This window comes from Sorangium sp. So ce321 (assembly GCF_051530195.1).
Classification (GTDB): Bacteria; Myxococcota_A; Polyangia; order Polyangiales; family Polyangiaceae; genus Sorangium.
On record NZ_CP150329.1, the window covers coordinates 12757808 to 12773678 of the forward strand.

At 74.2% G+C, this 15871-nt stretch carries 11 protein-coding genes; 7 read left to right on the plus strand and 4 right to left on the minus strand.

What is annotated here, in order from left to right:
- Positions 1 to 121 precede the first annotated feature (121 nt).
- Together WME89_RS47390 and WME89_RS47395 are read right to left on the minus strand one after the other, a co-directional pair.
- Positions 122 to 1099, minus strand: coding sequence for a HEAT repeat domain-containing protein (locus tag WME89_RS47390; protein ID WP_438006115.1), 978 nt, complete (start codon positions 1097 to 1099; stop codon positions 122 to 124).
- 125 nt (positions 1100 to 1224) lie between these two features.
- Positions 1225 to 1962, minus strand: a complete 738-nt coding sequence (locus tag WME89_RS47395; RefSeq protein WP_438006116.1) for a hypothetical protein — start codon at positions 1960 to 1962, stop codon at positions 1225 to 1227.
- 163 nt (positions 1963 to 2125) lie between these two features.
- On the opposite strand from WME89_RS47395, the gene WME89_RS47400 reads away from it, so the two are divergent.
- The 4 genes from WME89_RS47400 (at position 2126) to WME89_RS47415 (ending at position 6510) form a co-directional block, all read left to right on the plus strand.
- Positions 2126 to 2431, plus strand: coding sequence for a YfhL family 4Fe-4S dicluster ferredoxin (locus WME89_RS47400; protein WP_437482514.1), 306 nt, complete (start codon positions 2126 to 2128; stop codon positions 2429 to 2431).
- 78 nt (positions 2432 to 2509) lie between these two features.
- Positions 2510 to 3322 (plus strand): hypothetical protein, encoded by an 813-nt coding sequence (locus WME89_RS47405; protein ID WP_438006117.1) that lies wholly within the window; start codon positions 2510 to 2512, stop codon positions 3320 to 3322.
- A 112-nt stretch (positions 3323 to 3434) separates the two neighbouring features.
- On the plus strand, positions 3435 to 4418 hold the full coding sequence (locus WME89_RS47410) for a hypothetical protein (RefSeq protein ID WP_438006118.1): 984 nt from the start codon (positions 3435 to 3437) through the stop codon (positions 4416 to 4418).
- 22 nt (positions 4419 to 4440) lie between these two features.
- A complete protein-coding gene (locus WME89_RS47415; RefSeq protein ID WP_438006119.1) occupies positions 4441 to 6510 on the plus strand; it encodes a protein kinase domain-containing protein in 2070 nt (689 codons plus the stop codon).
- Positions 6511 to 6589: 79 nt separating this feature from the next.
- On the opposite strand, the gene WME89_RS47420 is transcribed toward WME89_RS47415, so the two are convergent.
- Positions 6590 to 6949: a hypothetical protein gene (locus WME89_RS47420; protein WP_438006120.1), complete on the minus strand. Its 360-nt coding sequence runs from the start codon at positions 6947 to 6949 to the stop codon at positions 6590 to 6592.
- Positions 6950 to 7138: 189 nt separating this feature from the next.
- Between WME89_RS47420 and hutU the strand changes: the two genes are divergently transcribed.
- Positions 7139 to 8818, plus strand: coding sequence for a urocanate hydratase (gene hutU, locus WME89_RS47425; protein WP_438006121.1), 1680 nt, complete (start codon positions 7139 to 7141; stop codon positions 8816 to 8818).
- A gap of 12 nt (positions 8819 to 8830) precedes the next feature.
- Here the strand turns inward: hutU and WME89_RS47430 are convergent, their stop codons facing one another.
- A complete protein-coding gene (locus WME89_RS47430) occupies positions 8831 to 9760 on the minus strand; it encodes a deoxyribonuclease IV (protein WP_438006122.1) in 930 nt (309 codons plus the stop codon).
- Between the two features lie 278 nt (positions 9761 to 10038).
- Here WME89_RS47430 and WME89_RS47435 point away from each other — a divergent pair, with 278 nt between their 5' ends.
- Together WME89_RS47435 and WME89_RS47440 are read left to right on the plus strand one after the other, a co-directional pair.
- On the plus strand, positions 10039 to 14622 hold the full coding sequence (locus tag WME89_RS47435) for an AMP-binding protein (RefSeq protein ID WP_438006123.1): 4584 nt from the start codon (positions 10039 to 10041) through the stop codon (positions 14620 to 14622).
- Positions 14619 to 15620: an NAD-dependent epimerase/dehydratase family protein gene (locus WME89_RS47440; RefSeq protein ID WP_438006124.1), complete on the plus strand. Its 1002-nt coding sequence runs from the start codon at positions 14619 to 14621 to the stop codon at positions 15618 to 15620. Before WME89_RS47435 ends, WME89_RS47440 begins: the two co-directional genes overlap by 4 nt.
- Positions 15621 to 15871 lie beyond the last annotated feature (251 nt).

The window sequence follows — 15871 nt, forward strand, 5'->3', positions numbered from 1 at the left end:
TCGGCGGGGCGGCGCGGCATCCCAGCGACCTGCCGCGCGGCCGGCTCCGTACCTCTACGCCACCCTCGCCCGCGCCGCATGCCCCGCGCGGCGATCGCGGCGATGCGCGGCCCCCGGCGGCTCAGTCGCCCGGCGTCGCCGGCGCGTCCTCGGTAGCGGCGTCGATGGCGGCGAGCGCCTCCTCGACGGCCCCCTGGTCGGCCTTCCGCTCGTCGCCGCGCATCGCGGCGATCGCCGCGCGGGCTGCCTGGAGACGGGCGCGGCCGGCGGCCGCGACGGCGAGCGTGCGGCGGTGGCGGTCCCACGCGCCGAGCTCGCCGAGGATCTCGCGGACCGCGCGCTCGTGCCCCATGCGCGCGAGCGTGACGCGCGCGTGCCAGCGCAGCGGATCGCGACCGAAGCCGATCTTGAGCCCGAACGCGCGCCGCTCCAGCGCGCTCCGGGCAGCGTGCAGGCCGAGCTCGCCGCACAGCTCGATGGCCGCGGCCTCGTCCTCGTGGTCGACCCCGCGGAGCTTGCCATCCACGATCTCGACGAGCACCGCGTGGCCGACCGGATCGCCGAAGCGCGCGGTGATGACCGCCGCCGCGGCCCGGACGAGCGGCGACGCGTGGCCGAGGAGCGCGCGCGCGCGCGCCATGCCTGAAGAAGGCAGCTCGCCGGCGGACTCCCCGAGCTCCTCGAACATCCGCAGGGCGATGTGGCAGACGAGCGGGTCGTCGTCGTGCGTGGCCTGCGTGACGGCCTCGATCGCGTCGGCCGGCTGCGCGCAGACGCGGGGGAACGCGATCACCGCCTGGAAGCGGACCTCGGGCCGCTCGTCCGAGAGGGCGCGCCGGAGCCGGCCCGTGGCTCGCCCGTCGCCGATCTCACCGAGCGCCGTGATCGCCATCTGCCGGACGTGAGGGTCGACGTCCTCGACGGCGAGGAGCAGCGCGGGCAGCGCCTCGACCGCCTTCGTGTCGGCCAGGGCGATGGCCGCTGCCGCGCGGACCGCCGCGTGCTCATCGGCGCGCAGCGCGCCCTCGATGGCGCGGAGGACCTGCTCCCGCGCCGTCGCTGCATACGGCACGAGGTCGGTCACCGCCTCCACGCGCATGGCGGGCTTCGTCGAACCGACGTCGCGCAGCGCAGCTTCGAGCGTCCTCTTCGCGGGGGCCGGTCCGAACACGCGGCCCACGCTAGCACGGTCGACGCGCGAAGCCGGATCGACCGGAGCGGCGCTCAGCCTCCGCCCGCGCCGCCGTCCGAGCCGCCAGCGCCTCCAGCGCCATCCGAGCCGCCAGCGCCATCCGAGCCGCCAGCGCCATCCGAGCCGCCAGCGCCCCCAGCGCCGTCCGAGCCGCCAGCGCCATCCGAGCCGCCGGCGCCATCCGAGCCGCCGGCCCCGCCTGCGCCTCCAGAGCCCGGCGTGTACGGGGTCCACTCGGGCTGCTCTGGAGCGGCCCCGCAGATCCCGGGCTCGCTCTCGGCGTCGCCCGGCGGCTCACCTGCCGCGCTCGACGGAGAGGAAGGCTCCGGCAGGCATGCCTTCGAGCCCTCCGGCTCGAAATCGACGATCACGGCGTTGCGCTCGCCCGGCGCGATCTCCGCGGCACCCTGGATGCCGCGCAGCGCGACGCACGCGTAGCCGCTGCGGCAGTCCTCGTCGTCGTCGCACGTGGCCATGCAGAACGTCCGCTCGAAGCGCGGCCAGCGGGCGTTCGCGAGCGGGCCGCACGCCTGGTCCATCACCGGGTTGAACGCGACGCAGAGGCTGCTCCCGGAGCAGCTGTCCGGCTTGCAGTTGAAGACGGTGCAGTAGCCGCCCGGCTGCGTCGTATCGCAGAAGAGCTCCTGCTCCTGCTGCACGCAATCGAGCGACGTGGTGCACTCATCGCCGATCTGCGGGCCGCACCCGGCGAGCAGCGAGGAGGCGCCGAGGACGACGAGCAGTAGGGCGGGCCTGGTGAAGCGGAGCATCGAGGGAGGGCCGCTTAGTACCGGTAGGGGCGCCCGCGCGCAAGCTTACGCGCAGCCCTGGCGCGCGGAACCGGCGCACGCTTCCGCCCGAATTGACACCCTGCGGTCAGGCCTCTACAAACGAGCGGACCGGGGTTGGACCCCGGAGAATGAAGCGAAGGTCATGGCGACTTACATCACCGAAGACTGCATCAACTGCGGCGCCTGCGAGCCGGAATGCCCGAACGAAGCCATCAGCGAGGGCGATGAGATCTACGTGATCGATCCGGAGCTCTGCACGGAGTGCGTCGGCTTCTATGACCACGAAGCTTGCCAGGCCGTGTGCCCGGTCGAGTGCTGCCTGCCCAACCCGCAAATCGTGGAGACCGAGGAGGCACTCATCGCGCGCGCCATCAAGCTGCACCCCGACGATGCCGAGCTGCAGAAGCGGGCCGCCGCCAACGATTACCCCTCGCGCTTCCGCAAGTAGCGCCCCCTCGCGAACAACCTCGCGTCGCCGCTCGGCCGCGCTCGCGCTCCCCATGTCTCCGCCGGCTCCGTCGGTTCGATGCGGCGCCCGGGTCACACCGTGATCCGGCGCTCGTTCGCGTTCCTCCTCGCCAGCGCGTGCGCGGGCTGCCATGGCGGCGGCCCGTTGCTCCACCCGGCCCACGTCCTCCGCCCGGGCTTCGTGAGCGTCGGCGCAGGTCTCTCCGGCGAGATGATCATCGCCGGGCCGCCGGCGCTCGCGTCGCCTGACGCCGGCGCGAGCGCCGGCGTCCCGGCCGCGTCGGAGAGCGCCGCCAGGCTGAAGCTCTCCGAGATCGCGGTGGCGCCGGGCGTGGCGCCCTGGGCCAGCGCCCGCGTCGGGATCGAGGGCGAGAACGAGGCCGGGCTGACGTACACGGGGCGAGCGATCCGGCTCGACGGGCGCCACGCGTTCCCGCTGGGCGAGGCCGCCCTGTCGATCGGGCTCGGCGCCTCGGCGCTCTTCTCGGGCGGGCCAGGCGCCGCCGCGGAGGGGAGCGACGTCCACGGCGCCGGGATCGACGTTCCTGTCCTGCTCGGCTTCCGGTCGGACGCGGATCTCTACGCCGTCTGGTTCGGCCCGCGGCTCGGGTTCGAGCTCCTCGGCGGCCAGGTGCGGCTGCCCGCGTCCGGGACGGCGACCGCGGCGACCCGGAGCCCGCTCGTCGATGCGTCGGGCCAGCACCTCCACGTCGGCTTCGTGCTGGGCGTGCGCGGCGGGTTCCGGCACGTGCACGTCGCCGTGGAGGCCACAGCGACCTACCACCACGCCGACGGCGAGATCGCCGGCGCTCCGGTCGCGATCGGCCAGGGGACCATCGCCCCGGGTGGCGGTGTCACGGTCAGCTTTTGACGTGGCCGGAATCCGAGCCGCGACCGTGACTGTAAGAACCGGATTTCCTTGCGATTTCTGTGGCAAGCGCAGGCGCTTGCCCGCCCGGAGGACCCGCCTTAGACTCGGATCTATGCGTCCCTACGGCGCCCTCTCCACCTCATGCCTCGTCCTCGCCGGTGCGGCCCTCGTCGGCTGCTCGGCGCCTGTCGCCGGCGACGCGGCCGACGTCAACGGGGTGGTCACCCAGGGGCTCGTGCGCGTCGAGCGCGCGATCAACCTGAGCCGGGACGCCGCCTGGACCACCTCCCCCATCGAGCTCGATGAGGCGGCGCTGCCGAGCGCCGACGTCGAGGGGGCGGGCGCGGTCACCAACGTCTCGGCGAAGTTCATGCGGCTCTCCTCCGCGACCGATCCCGAGCTGGCCGAGCGGGTGATCGGCTCGTCGTTCGATCTTCCTCCTGCCGGCAGCTGCATGGTCCTCTCGCCCGCCGACGACGAGACGGCGACCAGCCTGAGCTCCCTCGGTTCGATCGAGCTCCTCGATGCGGGCGACGTGACCATGAAGACTGAAAGCACGGAAATGCCGCTCGCCGCGCGCGCATTCCCGGACGTCGGCGACCTTGTCTTCGGCGTGTTCTACACGTCGCGCGACGCCACGAGCGATCTGCCGGCGCCGGCGCGGTACGTCTTCGAGAGCTCCGGCTCGGGGCTGCTCGACCGGTTCGCCTTCGCGGCCGACGCCCCCGCGGGCCCCGAGGAGGTGCGGGTCGGCGACGCCGCGCTGGCCGACGGCGTCGCGCTCGACGCCGGGGCCGGCGCCGTCGTGCAGTGGCGCGCCGGCGAGGGCGACGAGGCCGACCGGGCGCGGGACGTCATCTACGTCGACGTGACCTCCGCGCGCGGCACGGCCGTGCGGTGCTCCTTCAAGGACACGGGGAGAGGCGTGATCCCGGGCTCCTTGCTGGACCCCTCGACGCTCGGGCCGCTGCCGGCGAACGCCACGCTGGCCGTGCACCGGACGCGGCAGGTGCCGTTCAGCGCGTCGGGGGTCGACCTCGGCGAGGTGCGGTTCGACCTCTCCGTGATCGGCCGCGCGCGCATCGCCGCGCGCTGACGGTTCGACGGCCGACGTCCGGGTGGCGTACCAGGACCTGCGACGGCGCGCGGCCGAGCTCGCCGCGATCGGGCAGCGCGCCCGCGGCGCCGCGCTCCTCGTCGCGGCCGGCGATCACGCGGGCGCCTCGGAGCTGCTCGAGCGGGCCTGCGACTTCGTCGGCGCGTCCAGGGAGGCCCTGGCGGCCGAGGACCCGGCCCGCGCGGCGCTGATGGCCGCGCTCGGCGGCGACGAGGCGCTCGCGCGCGAGGCGCTCGACCTGCTCGCCACCACGGCGCCCCGCGACGCCGCGCTGCGCGTCGCCGCCGACCTCGCGGCGCGCGGGTTCTCCCGCCACGCCGGCGCGCTGTTCGCGGCGCTCGGCGCGCACGCCGCGGCCGCGGAGGCGTTCACCGCGGCCCAGGACGCGCGCCGCGCCGCCGAGAGCTTCGAGCTCGCCGGCCGCCCCGCCGACGGCGCGCGGGTGCTCGAGGCCGCGCTCCGCCGCCGCCCGGACGACGCGGCGTCGTGGCTCGCGCTCGGCGAGCTCCTCGCGCGCCACGGCCGCACCGAGGCCGCGGTGCGGGCGCTCCAGCAGCTGCCGCCCTCCGCCGCGGAGCGCGCCCGCGCGCTGCCGCTGCTCTGCCGCTGCCTGGGCGAGCTCGGGCTCGAGGACGCCGCGCGGACCGTGCGCGACGAGCTCGCCCTGGTCGACCCGGGAGGCCAGGAGGCGCCCTCGCCGCGGGGCCTCCCCGCCGGCGGGCCCGCGGCGGGGCCGCCCCCGGCGGGGCCGCTCCTCTTCGGGCGCTACGAGACCCTGCGGGAGGTCACGGCCACGCCGCACGCGCGCGTGGTCGAGGCGCGCGACCGGATCACGGCGGAGCGCGTCGCGGTGAAGATCTTCGCGGGCGCGGCGTTCGGGGTGGGCCGCGACGCGCTCCTCCGGTTCGAGCGCGAGGCGCGCGCGCTCGCGCAGCTCCGGCACCCGAACGTCGTCGCGCTCCGCGCATACCACCCGGACGGGCCCGCGATGGTGCTCGCGTGGATGGCCGGCGGGTCGCTTACCGAGCGGCTGCGGGGGGAGCCGGTCGCGCCCGCGCGCGCCGTCGAGATCGCGTACGCGCTGCTGACCGCGCTCGGCGAGGCGCACCGGCTCGGCATCCTCCACCGCGACGTGAAGCCGAGCAACGTGCTCTTCGACGAGGTCGGGACGGCGCACCTCGCGGACTTCGGCGCGGCGCACCTCGGCGACCTCTCGACGACGGCCACGGCCGGCGCGATCGGCACGTTCGCGTACATGTCGCCGGAGCAGCGCATGGGCCGGCCGGCGACGCTGGCGAGCGACCTGTACGGCGTCGGCGCGGTGCTCGCCGAGCTGCTCACCGGAGAGCCGCCCGCCCCCGCCGTGCGCGGGCAGCTCGACCCCGCGCCGAGCGATGTCCATCCGGACCTCACGGCGGCCCACGACGCGGCCGTGGCGGCGCTGCTCGCCGAGGACCCCGCCGCGCGTCCAGGCGACGCGTTCGAGGCGCGGCGCGCGATCACCTCGCTCTCCTGGCCGGAGCGCGCGCGGCCGCAGCGGTCGCGCGCGAGCACCCGCCCGCGAGCGAGCGACGCGCCGCCCTCGACGACGGCGCGGCTCGCGGCGACCCTGGAGGTCGGCGACGGCAGGGACGCGGAGGGCCGCTGGCGCGACGCCTGGCTCGATCGCGACGTCCTCGTGCTGCAGCTCGACGACGCGACGCTCGCCCGCGCCCGCGCGTTCGCGCGCGCCGGCCACGCGGCCCTGCCGTCGGTCCTGCGGGTCGATCTCGCCGCCGGCGAGGTATGGATCGCGCCGCCCCAGGGCCGCGCGCTCGCCGACGAGGGGCGCGCCCTGACCAGGGGCCAGCGCGCGCGCCTCGGCGAGGCCATCGCGGCGCTCCACGCCGCGGGGGGCGCGCACGGGTGCATCGACGGCCAGCACCTTTACCTGCACGACGGCGAGGTCGTCCTGGCCTACCCGCGCGAGGCGCCCGGCGACGTGGACGACGTGGGCGACCTGGAAGCGATGGCGGCGCGGGACCTCGCGGCGCTCCAGGAGCTCGACAGGAACGCGCTGGACGAGCTGTAGGGGAGGCGAAGGGGAGGGCCGCAGCGCTCGGTCGGGCGCGACCCGGCGAGCGCGCAGCGGGGGTGGCCGGAGCTCCGGCTCAGTTCGGCGGAGACGGCGCCGGCTGTGGCGGCGGGGCGGGCTGCGGCGGCGGGGGCGAGGTGCGTCCGTCGAACGGGGGGCAGGCGGCGTAGTAATCGTCCCGCTTGGTGATGTCGTAGCAGCAGTAGTTGCCGTCGTACTCGGGCTCGCTGTCGACCGACGCGATCTCGCCCTGGCAGCTGTCGCTGCCGAAGTAGGCGGCCGCCTCCTCCTGCGAGGGGCATGCCCCCTCGATCTCGGTCCATTCGAAGCACCCGACCTTGCTGCACCCCGCTGTCGCGACGGCGAGCGAGAGGACTGCGAGCGAAAGGGCCTGGACCGGGCAACGCGCGAGGGCCGAACGGATGCTCGAGATCATGGACTCTCCCGGAGACGGGCGCAGCGCGCGCCCGGGGCGAGCATACTCCGGTTCGGACGAAGCCGGCTGCCCCGGAGAGCGGCCGGGCTCGCCGAGCAGGCTTACGCCACGCGGGCGGCGGCGCGTCGTACGAGGCCGGCGCGCGCGGCGCCTTCTGGTCGACCCGGACCGGCTAGACTACACGACAGCATGGCGACCGGAGAGCACGGGGCCCGGGCGGTGCGCGCGCCGCGCGGGAGCGAGCGGAGCTGCAAGGGGTGGATCCAGGAGGCCGCGCTCCGGATGCTCCACAACAACCTGGATCCGGAGGTCGCGGAGCGGCCCGACGACCTCGTGGTCTACGGGGGCACCGGGAAGGCCGCGCGCTCGTGGGAGGCGTTCGACGTGATCGTCCGCGAGCTCCGGGAGCTCGAGGACGACGAGACGCTCCTCGTGCAGTCGGGCAAGGCCGTGGGCCGCTTCCGCACGCACCCGGACGCTCCCCGCGTGCTCCTCGCGAACTCGAACCTCGTTGGCCGGTGGGCGACGTGGGACGAGTTCCGGCGGCTCGAGGCGCTCGGCCTCACGATGTACGGGCAGATGACCGCGGGCTCGTGGATCTACATCGGCTCGCAGGGCATCGTGCAGGGCACCTACGAGACGTTCGTCGCCGCGCGGAAGGCGCACGCGGCGCGCGCCTCGGGCGGCGGGCGCTGGGTGCTCACCGCGGGCCTCGGCGGCATGGGCGGCGCGCAGCCGCTCGCCGCCACCATGGCGGGCATGGCCTGCCTCGGCGTCGAGATCGACCCGGCGCGCATCGAGAAGCGGCTCCGCACCCGCTACGTCGACGAGCGCATCGACGACGTCGACCGCGCGCTCGACGCGGTCCTCGAGAGCGTCCAGCGCGGGGCGCCACGCTCGATCGCCCTCTGCGGCAACGCCGCCGACGTCTACCCGGAGCTCGTCCGCCGCGGCGTCACGCCGGACCTCGTCACCGAGCAGACCGCGGCGCACGATCCGCTCGTCGGCTACGTCCCGCCGGGGCTCACGCTGGAGCAGGCGGCGGAGCTCCGCGCCCGCGACCCCGGAGGGTACGTGGCGCGCGCGAAGGCGGGGATGCGGCTCGAGGTCGAGGCGATGCTCGAGATGCAGCGGCGCGGGGCCGAGGTCTTCGACTACGGCAACAACATCCGCACCTGCGCGATGGAGGCGGGCTGCCAGGACGCCTTCGCGATCCCCGGCTTCGTGCCGGCGTACGTGCGCGAGCTGTTCTGCCAGGGCAAGGGCCCGTTCCGGTGGGTCGCGCTCTCGGGCGATCCCGAGGACATCCTCGCCACCGATCGCGCGGTGCTCGAGGCGGTCCCGGGCGACGCCGACCTCCGGCGCTGGATCGAGCTCGCGCAGCAGAAGATCGCGTTCCAGGGGCTCCCTTCGCGGATCTGCTGGCTCGGCTACGGCGATCGCGCGAAGGTCGGGCTCGCCTTCAACGAGCTCGTGCGCACCGGCCAGGTGAAGGCGCCGCTCGTGATCGGGCGCGACCACCTCGACTGCGGCTCGGTCGCGTCGCCGTTCCGGGAGACGGAGGCGATGAAGGACGGCTCGGACGCGATCGCCGACTGGGCGATCCTCAACGCGCTCGCGAACACCGCCGGCGGCGCGTCGTGGGTCAGCTTCCACCACGGCGGCGGCGTCGGGATCGGCAACTCGCTGCACGCCGGGATGGTGATCGTCGCCGACGGCACCGAGGCCGCGCGGCGCCGGCTCGAGCGGGTGCTCACCATCGATCCGGGGATGGGGATCATCCGGCACGCCGACGCGGGGTACGAGACGGCGATCCAGGTCGCCGACGAGAAGAGCGTCCGGGTACCGCACCGGGCGCCTCGTCCCTGAGGCCCCGCGGCGCTACGCGCGCGGCCGCCGCTTCGGCGCGCGCGGCGCCTCCGGCGCGGGCTGCGGCGGAGGCGCCGGCGGCGCGGCCGCGCCGCTGAGGCCGCGCAGCCGCGCGAGCTCCTCCGCGTAGCCGCGCCGCTCCTTGGAGAGCGGCGGCAGCTCGATCACCGCCGGCACGCGCGCGAGCCGCGCGTCGTTCACGAGGCGCCAGAACGGCGCGAGCCCCATCTCCCCGTCGCCGATGCGCGCGTGCCGGTCGAGCCGCTGGCCGAGCGCCGCCTTCGAGTCGTTCACGTGCATGCACCGCAGCCGGTCCATGCCGAGCAGCCGGCCGAAATCGCCCCAGAACCGCTCGTAGCCGGGCTCGCTCCGGAGGTCGTGCCCCGCCGCGAAGGCGTGCTGGGTGTCGATGCAGACCCCGAGCCGCGCCCCCTCCGGCCCGGCGCGCTCGATCATCGCGGCGATGTGATCGAGGCGGTCGCCGAGGGTCGACCCCTGCCCGGCCATGTTCTCGATGCACAGCTGCGCGCGGAGCCCCTTGCCCCGCGAGAGCACGATCGCGAGGCTCTCGCCGATGCGGTCGAGGCCGGCCTCCTCGCCGAGGCCGCGGTGCGCGCCCGGATGGAACACGACGAAGTCGATCCCGAGCGCGTCGCACCGCGCGAGCTCCTGGAACAGCGCCTCCCGCGAGCGCTCGAGGATCGCGGCGTCGTCGGCGCACAGGTTGATGAGGTAGCTCGCGTGGGAGAGCGTCCGACCCGCGCCGGCCCAGCCCGCGCGCGCGGCGCGGAACGCGGCGATCTGCTCCGCGCCCAGCGCGGGCTCACGCCACTGGCCCGAGACCTTGGTGAAGATCTGCATCGCCTCGCACCGGTCCTCCCCCGCCAGCGCGATCGCGCGGTGAAGGCCGCCGGCCACGGACTCGTGCGCGCCGAAGATCATGGGCCGCACTGCTTGGGTCGCCCCCGCCGCGCCGGCAAGGCATTGCGCCGGACGCGCCCGATCTGCCACGGCGCCCGCCGACCAGCGCGAACGCGACGACGACCGGAACAAGCCGTCCGACGCCGTGCGACAACGCCGATTCCGCGAGCAATCTGCGATCCATGGGCGAGCAAACCCCGTGCCTGAAGGGTGCGAACCCCGGTTCGCGGCACCTCACCCTTGACGCGTTACGGCCCAGGCGCGAATTGAGCGGCCTTCCTGGAGTCTCGATGAGCCATATGGGTGTTACGAACGGGGCTGGGGCCGGACGCACGGAGCTCGGCGCGCCGGGTGAAGCCGCCGGCCAAGAAACCGCGGCGGCTCCGCCGCTGGTGCCGTCGCATGTGCTCTCGGGCAAGCGGCTCGTGGTGGTCGGAGGCACCGGGTTCCTCGGCAAGGTCTGGCTGGCCATGCTGCTCGCGAGGTTCCCGGAGATCGCCCACATCTACCTGCTCGTCCGGGCCAAGGAGAGCCAGTCGCCGGAGGAGCGCTTCTGGTCGCAGATCGCCACCTCGCCGGTGTTCGATCCGATCCGCGAGCAGTACCCGGGGCCCGCCTTCGAGGAGTACCTCCGGCAGAAGATCACCCCCATGAACGGCAACGTCGGCCTGCCGCTGCTCGGGCTCGGCGACCGCGTCGGGGAGCTCACCGGCCAGATCGCCGCGGTCGTGAACGTGGCCGGCGTCGTCGACTTCAACCCCCCGCTCGACGAGGCGCTCGAGGTCAACGCGTTCGGCATCAGCAACATCGTCGAGCTCGCGCGGACCCTCGGGGCCAAGGTGATGCACACGAGCACCTGCTTCGTCGCGGGCTACCGCTCGGGCCTCATCGAGGAGAACCACCCGGCCGAGATCCCCTTCCCCCGCGCCGCCGGCGAGACGTGGTTCGGCGCCGCCTGCCCGAAGCGGACGCTCGATCGGTCGCACTGGGACCCGCAGCGCGAGATCAGCGAGTGCCTCGACCTCGTGAAGCAGGCGCGCCAGCGGTGCGAGGACGCCTTCCGGCAGAGCGCCTTCCTCGACGAGGCCAAGGCCAACCTCGCCGCGCGCGGCGAGCCGGGCCGCGGCAGCGCGCTCGAGAACGAGCTCGCCAGGGTGAAGCGCAAGTTCATCAAGGACCGGCTCGTCGAGGCCGGCAAGGAGCGCGCGCTCTTCTGGGGGTGGACCAACATCTACACCTACACGAAGAGCATCGGCGAGCAGGTGCTCGCCAGCTCCGGGCTGCCCTTCACCATCGTCCGCCCCGCCGTCGTCGAGACCGCCGTCGAGTTCCCGTTCACCGGCTGGAACGAGGGGATCAACACCTCGGCGCCCTACCTCTACCTCGCCTCGAAGGGGCAGGTGCAGTTCCCGGGCGACCACGACGTGCGGCTCGACCTCATCCCGGTCGACATGACCGCGAGCGGCATGATCGCCTCGCTCTGCGAGCTCATCGAGGGCCGCGCGCCCGCCGTGTACCAGTACGGTTCGACCGACACGAACGGCTGCCGCGTGACGCGCTACCTGGAGCTCGCCGGGCTCTACAAGCGACGTCAGGTGTTCGAGGGGAAGAAGACCGCGCTCTTCGACGTCGTGTCGTCCCGCTTCGAGCCGCGCGGGCTGAGCCGGCAGCAGTACAACGCGCACGGCGCGCGCGCGATCGAGGGCGCGCTCCGCGGCCTCGGGAGCCTGCTCAAGACGGCGGGCGTCGGCCCCGCCGCCGCCCTCCTCAGGCCGGCGGCCGCCGCGCTGGAGAGCGCCGCGAAGACCGAGCAGAGGACGGCCACGCTCCTCGAGGTCTTCATGCCGTTCGTCGCGGAGGCGGACTGGGTCTACTCGTGCGCCAACACGCGCGCGGCCATGGCCCGCATGCCGCCCGAGGAGCGGGCGCGCTTCGTCTGGGCGCCCGAGAAGATCGACTGGCGCGAGTACATCTGGAACGTCCACCTCCCCGGCCTGGAGAAGTGGGCCTTCCCGCTGATGGAGGACATGCTCCGCCGGGAGATCAAGCCGCTCCGGCCCTACGACAGCCTGGTCGACCTGCTCGACGAGGTCGCCGAGCGCTTCGATCACGCGCTCTCGCTCCAGCAGATCGAGCAGGACGGCCTCTCGCGCACGAGCTACCGCGAGCTCCGCGACGCGGCCTGCAAGACGGCCGCGCGCCTCGCCGCGCTCGGCGTCCGCCGCGGCGATCGCGTCGCGCTCTCCGGCGCGAACCAGCCGTCGTGGCCCGTCGCCTACTTCGGCATCCTCCGCGCGGGCGCCGTCGCCGTCCCGATCGATCCCGCGCTCGACGCGGCGGCGTTCACCGCCGTCGTCCGCTCGTCCACCGCGAAGGTCGTCCTCTGGGACAGCGCCGTGGAGGAGAAGGTCGGCGCCGGCGTGCGCGCGGCGCTGCCGAACGTGTACGCCTTCGACCTCGTCGGCTTCGCCGAGGGCCGCGCGGCGGACCTGGGCCTGGCGTCCGGCGACGGGCTCGCGCCCCCGGACGTGCGCGTGGGCAGCGACGACGTCGCGAGCGTGGTCTACACGAGCGGCACGACCGGGGAGCCGAAGGGCGTGCTGCTCACGCACGGCAACTTCGCGGCGCTGCTCGCCTCCCTCGCCCCGCTCTTCCCGCTCAAGGCGAGCGACCGCGTGCTCAGCGTGCTGCCGCTCCACCAGACCTTCGAGGTCACCTGCGGCCTGCTCCTGCCGCTGTCGCAGGGCGCGCGCATCATCTACCTCGACGAGGTGTCGGCCGACCGGGTGAGCGACGGGCTGAAGCGGGCGCGCATCACGGCGATGGTCGGCGTGCCGGCGCTCTGGCAGATGCTGGAGCGCCAGATCGTCGCCAGGGTGAAGGAGCAGGGGCCCGCCGCGGCCACCGCGTTCAGCTGGGCCATGGAGCTGAACCGCATGCTCGGCAAGCGCTTCGGGCTCAACGCGGGGCGGCTCTTCTTCGGTAGCGTCCACGAGGCGCTCGGCGGCAACGTCCGCTTCCTCATCTCCGGGGGCGCGGCGCTCCCCAGGGACACGGCCGCCGTGTTCAAGGGGCTCGGCCTGCCGCTCGCCGAGGGCTACGGCCTGACCGAGGCGGCGCCGCTCCTGACCGTCGCCAGGGCCTCGCCGGCGGCGAACCCGGGGAACGTCGGCAAGCCGATCCCCGGCGTGCAGATCAAGATCGCGAGCCCGGACGCGAGCGGCGTCGGCGAGGTGCTCGCGCGCGGCCCCAACGTCATGAAGGGCTACGCCGACGCCCCCGACGCGACCCAGGCCGCGCTCGACGCGGAGGGGTGGCTCCACACGGGGGACCTCGGCAAGCTCGACAAGCAAGGGCGGCTCGTCCTCGTCGGCCGTCAGAGCGAGGTCATCACCGCGGCCAAGGGCGAGAACGTCTACCCGGCCGACGTCGAGCGCCTGCTCGGCAAGGTCCCGCACGTCCGGGAGCTCGCGATCGTCGGGATCGACAACGGCCGCGGCGGAGAGCAGGTCGCCTGCCTCGCCGTCACCGCGCCCCCGAGCGCCAAGGACGGCGACGGCGACGAGGCGCTCGCGCGGGCCGCGCAGCACGAGCGCGCGCTCGAGGCGCTCCGGACGGCGATCCTGGCGCTGCCCAAGCCGTGTCATCCCATGGCCTTGCACCTCCACGACGCCGACCTGCCGCGCACCGCGTCCGGCCAGGTGAAGCGCTCCGAGGTGAAGGCGATCGTCGAGCGCCTCGCCGCCGAGGCCGCCGCGTCCGCCGACGCGAGCGCGGGCGCCCTCGCGCACGACGCCGGCGGGGCGGCCATGGAGCCGAAGTCGCACGCGCCCGGCGAGGAGCCCATCAACATCCCGCGCCCGGTGGCCGACTTCGCCAAGCACTGGATGAACAAGGTCCAGTCCGGCTTCTACGGGAACGTCATGCGCCCGAAGGTCTACGGGCGCGCGTTCATCCCGCACAACCGCAACACGATCGTCGTCTCGAACCACGCGAGCCACCTCGACATGGGGCTCGTGAAGTTCGCGCTGGGCAGCTACGGCGACGGCCTCGTCTCGCTGGCCGCCCAGGACTACTTCTTCGAAGGCAACCGCTGGCGGCGCGCCTACTTCGAGAACCTCACGAACCTCGCGCCCTTCGACCGCAAGGGCGGCCTCCGCACGGCGCTGCGCCAGACGGGCGAGATCCTCGACCGCGGGCGGACCGTGCTGCTCTTCCCCGAGGGCACGCGCAGCCCCGACGGCAGCATCCTGGAGTTCAAGCCGGCGATCGGGCACCTCGCGCTCACGCACAACGTCGACATCCTGCCGCTCTACCTGGGCGGCACCTTCGAGGCGCTCCCCAAGGGGCGCAGCGTCCCGATCCGCCGCGACGTCCTCGCGCGCATCGGGCCGCCGCTCGAGATCGGCGACCTCCGGCGGCTCACCGCCGGGATGAAGTACGCGGTGGCCTGCCGCAAGGTCGCGGAGCTCACGCAGCTCGCCGTGATCAAGCTGCGGGAAGGCGGCGCCCTCGACCTGCGCCGGGTCGAGAGCATCGACCAGGCCGCGAACACGAAGGAGCACCCGCTCACGCTCCTGTTCCGCGAGCTCGAGTCGAAATACGTGGCCGGGCGGGTCACCCAGCCGATCACCTACTACGTCACGCTCGGGGCGGAGGAGGAGGCGAAGTGGACGCTGCGGATCGACCCGGTCGGCTGCGAGGCGCGGGTCGGCAAGCCGAGCCAGCAGGCGGACTGCGTGCTCAAGACGACGCCGGAGATCTTCACCAAGATCGTCCGCGAGGCCTACACACCGAGCCCGATGGAGTTCATGACGGGCCTCGTGAAATCGAACGACATCTCCCTCCTCCAGACCTTCCAGAAGGTTTTCGACCTCGCATGAGCCGCTACCTCGTCACCGGCGCGACCGGCTTCCTGGGCTCGCACCTCGTCGCGGAGCTCCGCGGGGCGGGGCACGACGTCGTGGCGCTCTGCCGAGCGGAGGCGCCCGCGCTCGCCGAGCGAGGCGTGGAGCTCCGCCGCGGGGACATCCTCGACGCGGCGTCGGTCCGCGCCGCCGCCGAGGGCTGCGAGGGGCTCTTCCACTGCGCCGGGCGCGTCTCGCGGCGCCGCGAGGACGCGGAGGCGCTCTACCGGACGCACGTGGAGGGGACGAAGATCACCCTCGACGCATGCCGCGACGCGGGGGTGAAGCGCGCGGTCATCGCGAGCACGAGCGGCGTCGTCGCGGTGAGCAGGGACCCGGACGACATCCGCGACGAGACCGCGGCGCCGCCGATCGACCTCATCGCCGGCTGGCCCTACTACCGCTCGAAGCTGTACGCCGAGCGCGCGGCCTTCGATCGCAGCGGGCCGGGCTTCGAGGTCGTCGCGGTCAACCCGAGCATCCTGCTCGGCCCGGGGGACGTGCACGGCGCCTCGACCGGAGACGTCGTGAGCTTCCTCGAGCGCCGGGTCCCCTTCATCCCCGCGGGCGGCCTGTCGTTCGTCGACGCCCGCGACGCGGCGCACGGCATGGCGCTGGCCATGGAGAAGGGCCGCCCGGGCGAGCGCTACCTGCTCGGCGCCGCCAACATGAGCCTGGACGTCTTCTTCCACCGCCTCTCGCGCATCTCGGGCGTCCCGGTCCCCGCCCTGCGGCTGCCGCGGAGCATCGCGCTCGCGAAGGCGGGCGCGCACCTCCTCGAGCGGGCGCGCAAGCGGCTCCCGTTCGATCTGCCGGTCGACCCGGTGTCGGCGGAGATGGCCCAGCACTTCTGGTACCTCGACGCGACCAAGGCCCGGCGCGAGCTCGACTGGACGCCCCGCGACCCGCTCGAGACGCTGGCGGACACGGTCGCTGACCTGCGCGCGCGCGGCGTGGTCTGGCCGCAGGCGTAGGCCCAGGCGGAGACCGCGGCCGCGCTGCGCCGCCCCCGACGAGCGTTGTAGCGACAATGTAAGGACGCCATTGAGACTTCAATGGTCGGTCCCGTCATCCCCCCGCACGCACCAGGTTGCCCCGCGCGATGGCGTTACGCCACAGCCGCGCTCGCCACGGGCGCCGCTCCCGGCCTGAGGCTGCCGGGCGGCCCGCTGTTTGCAGGATGAGCCTGGCAGCGAGACGCTTCGCAACAGCGAGGGAGCGAACT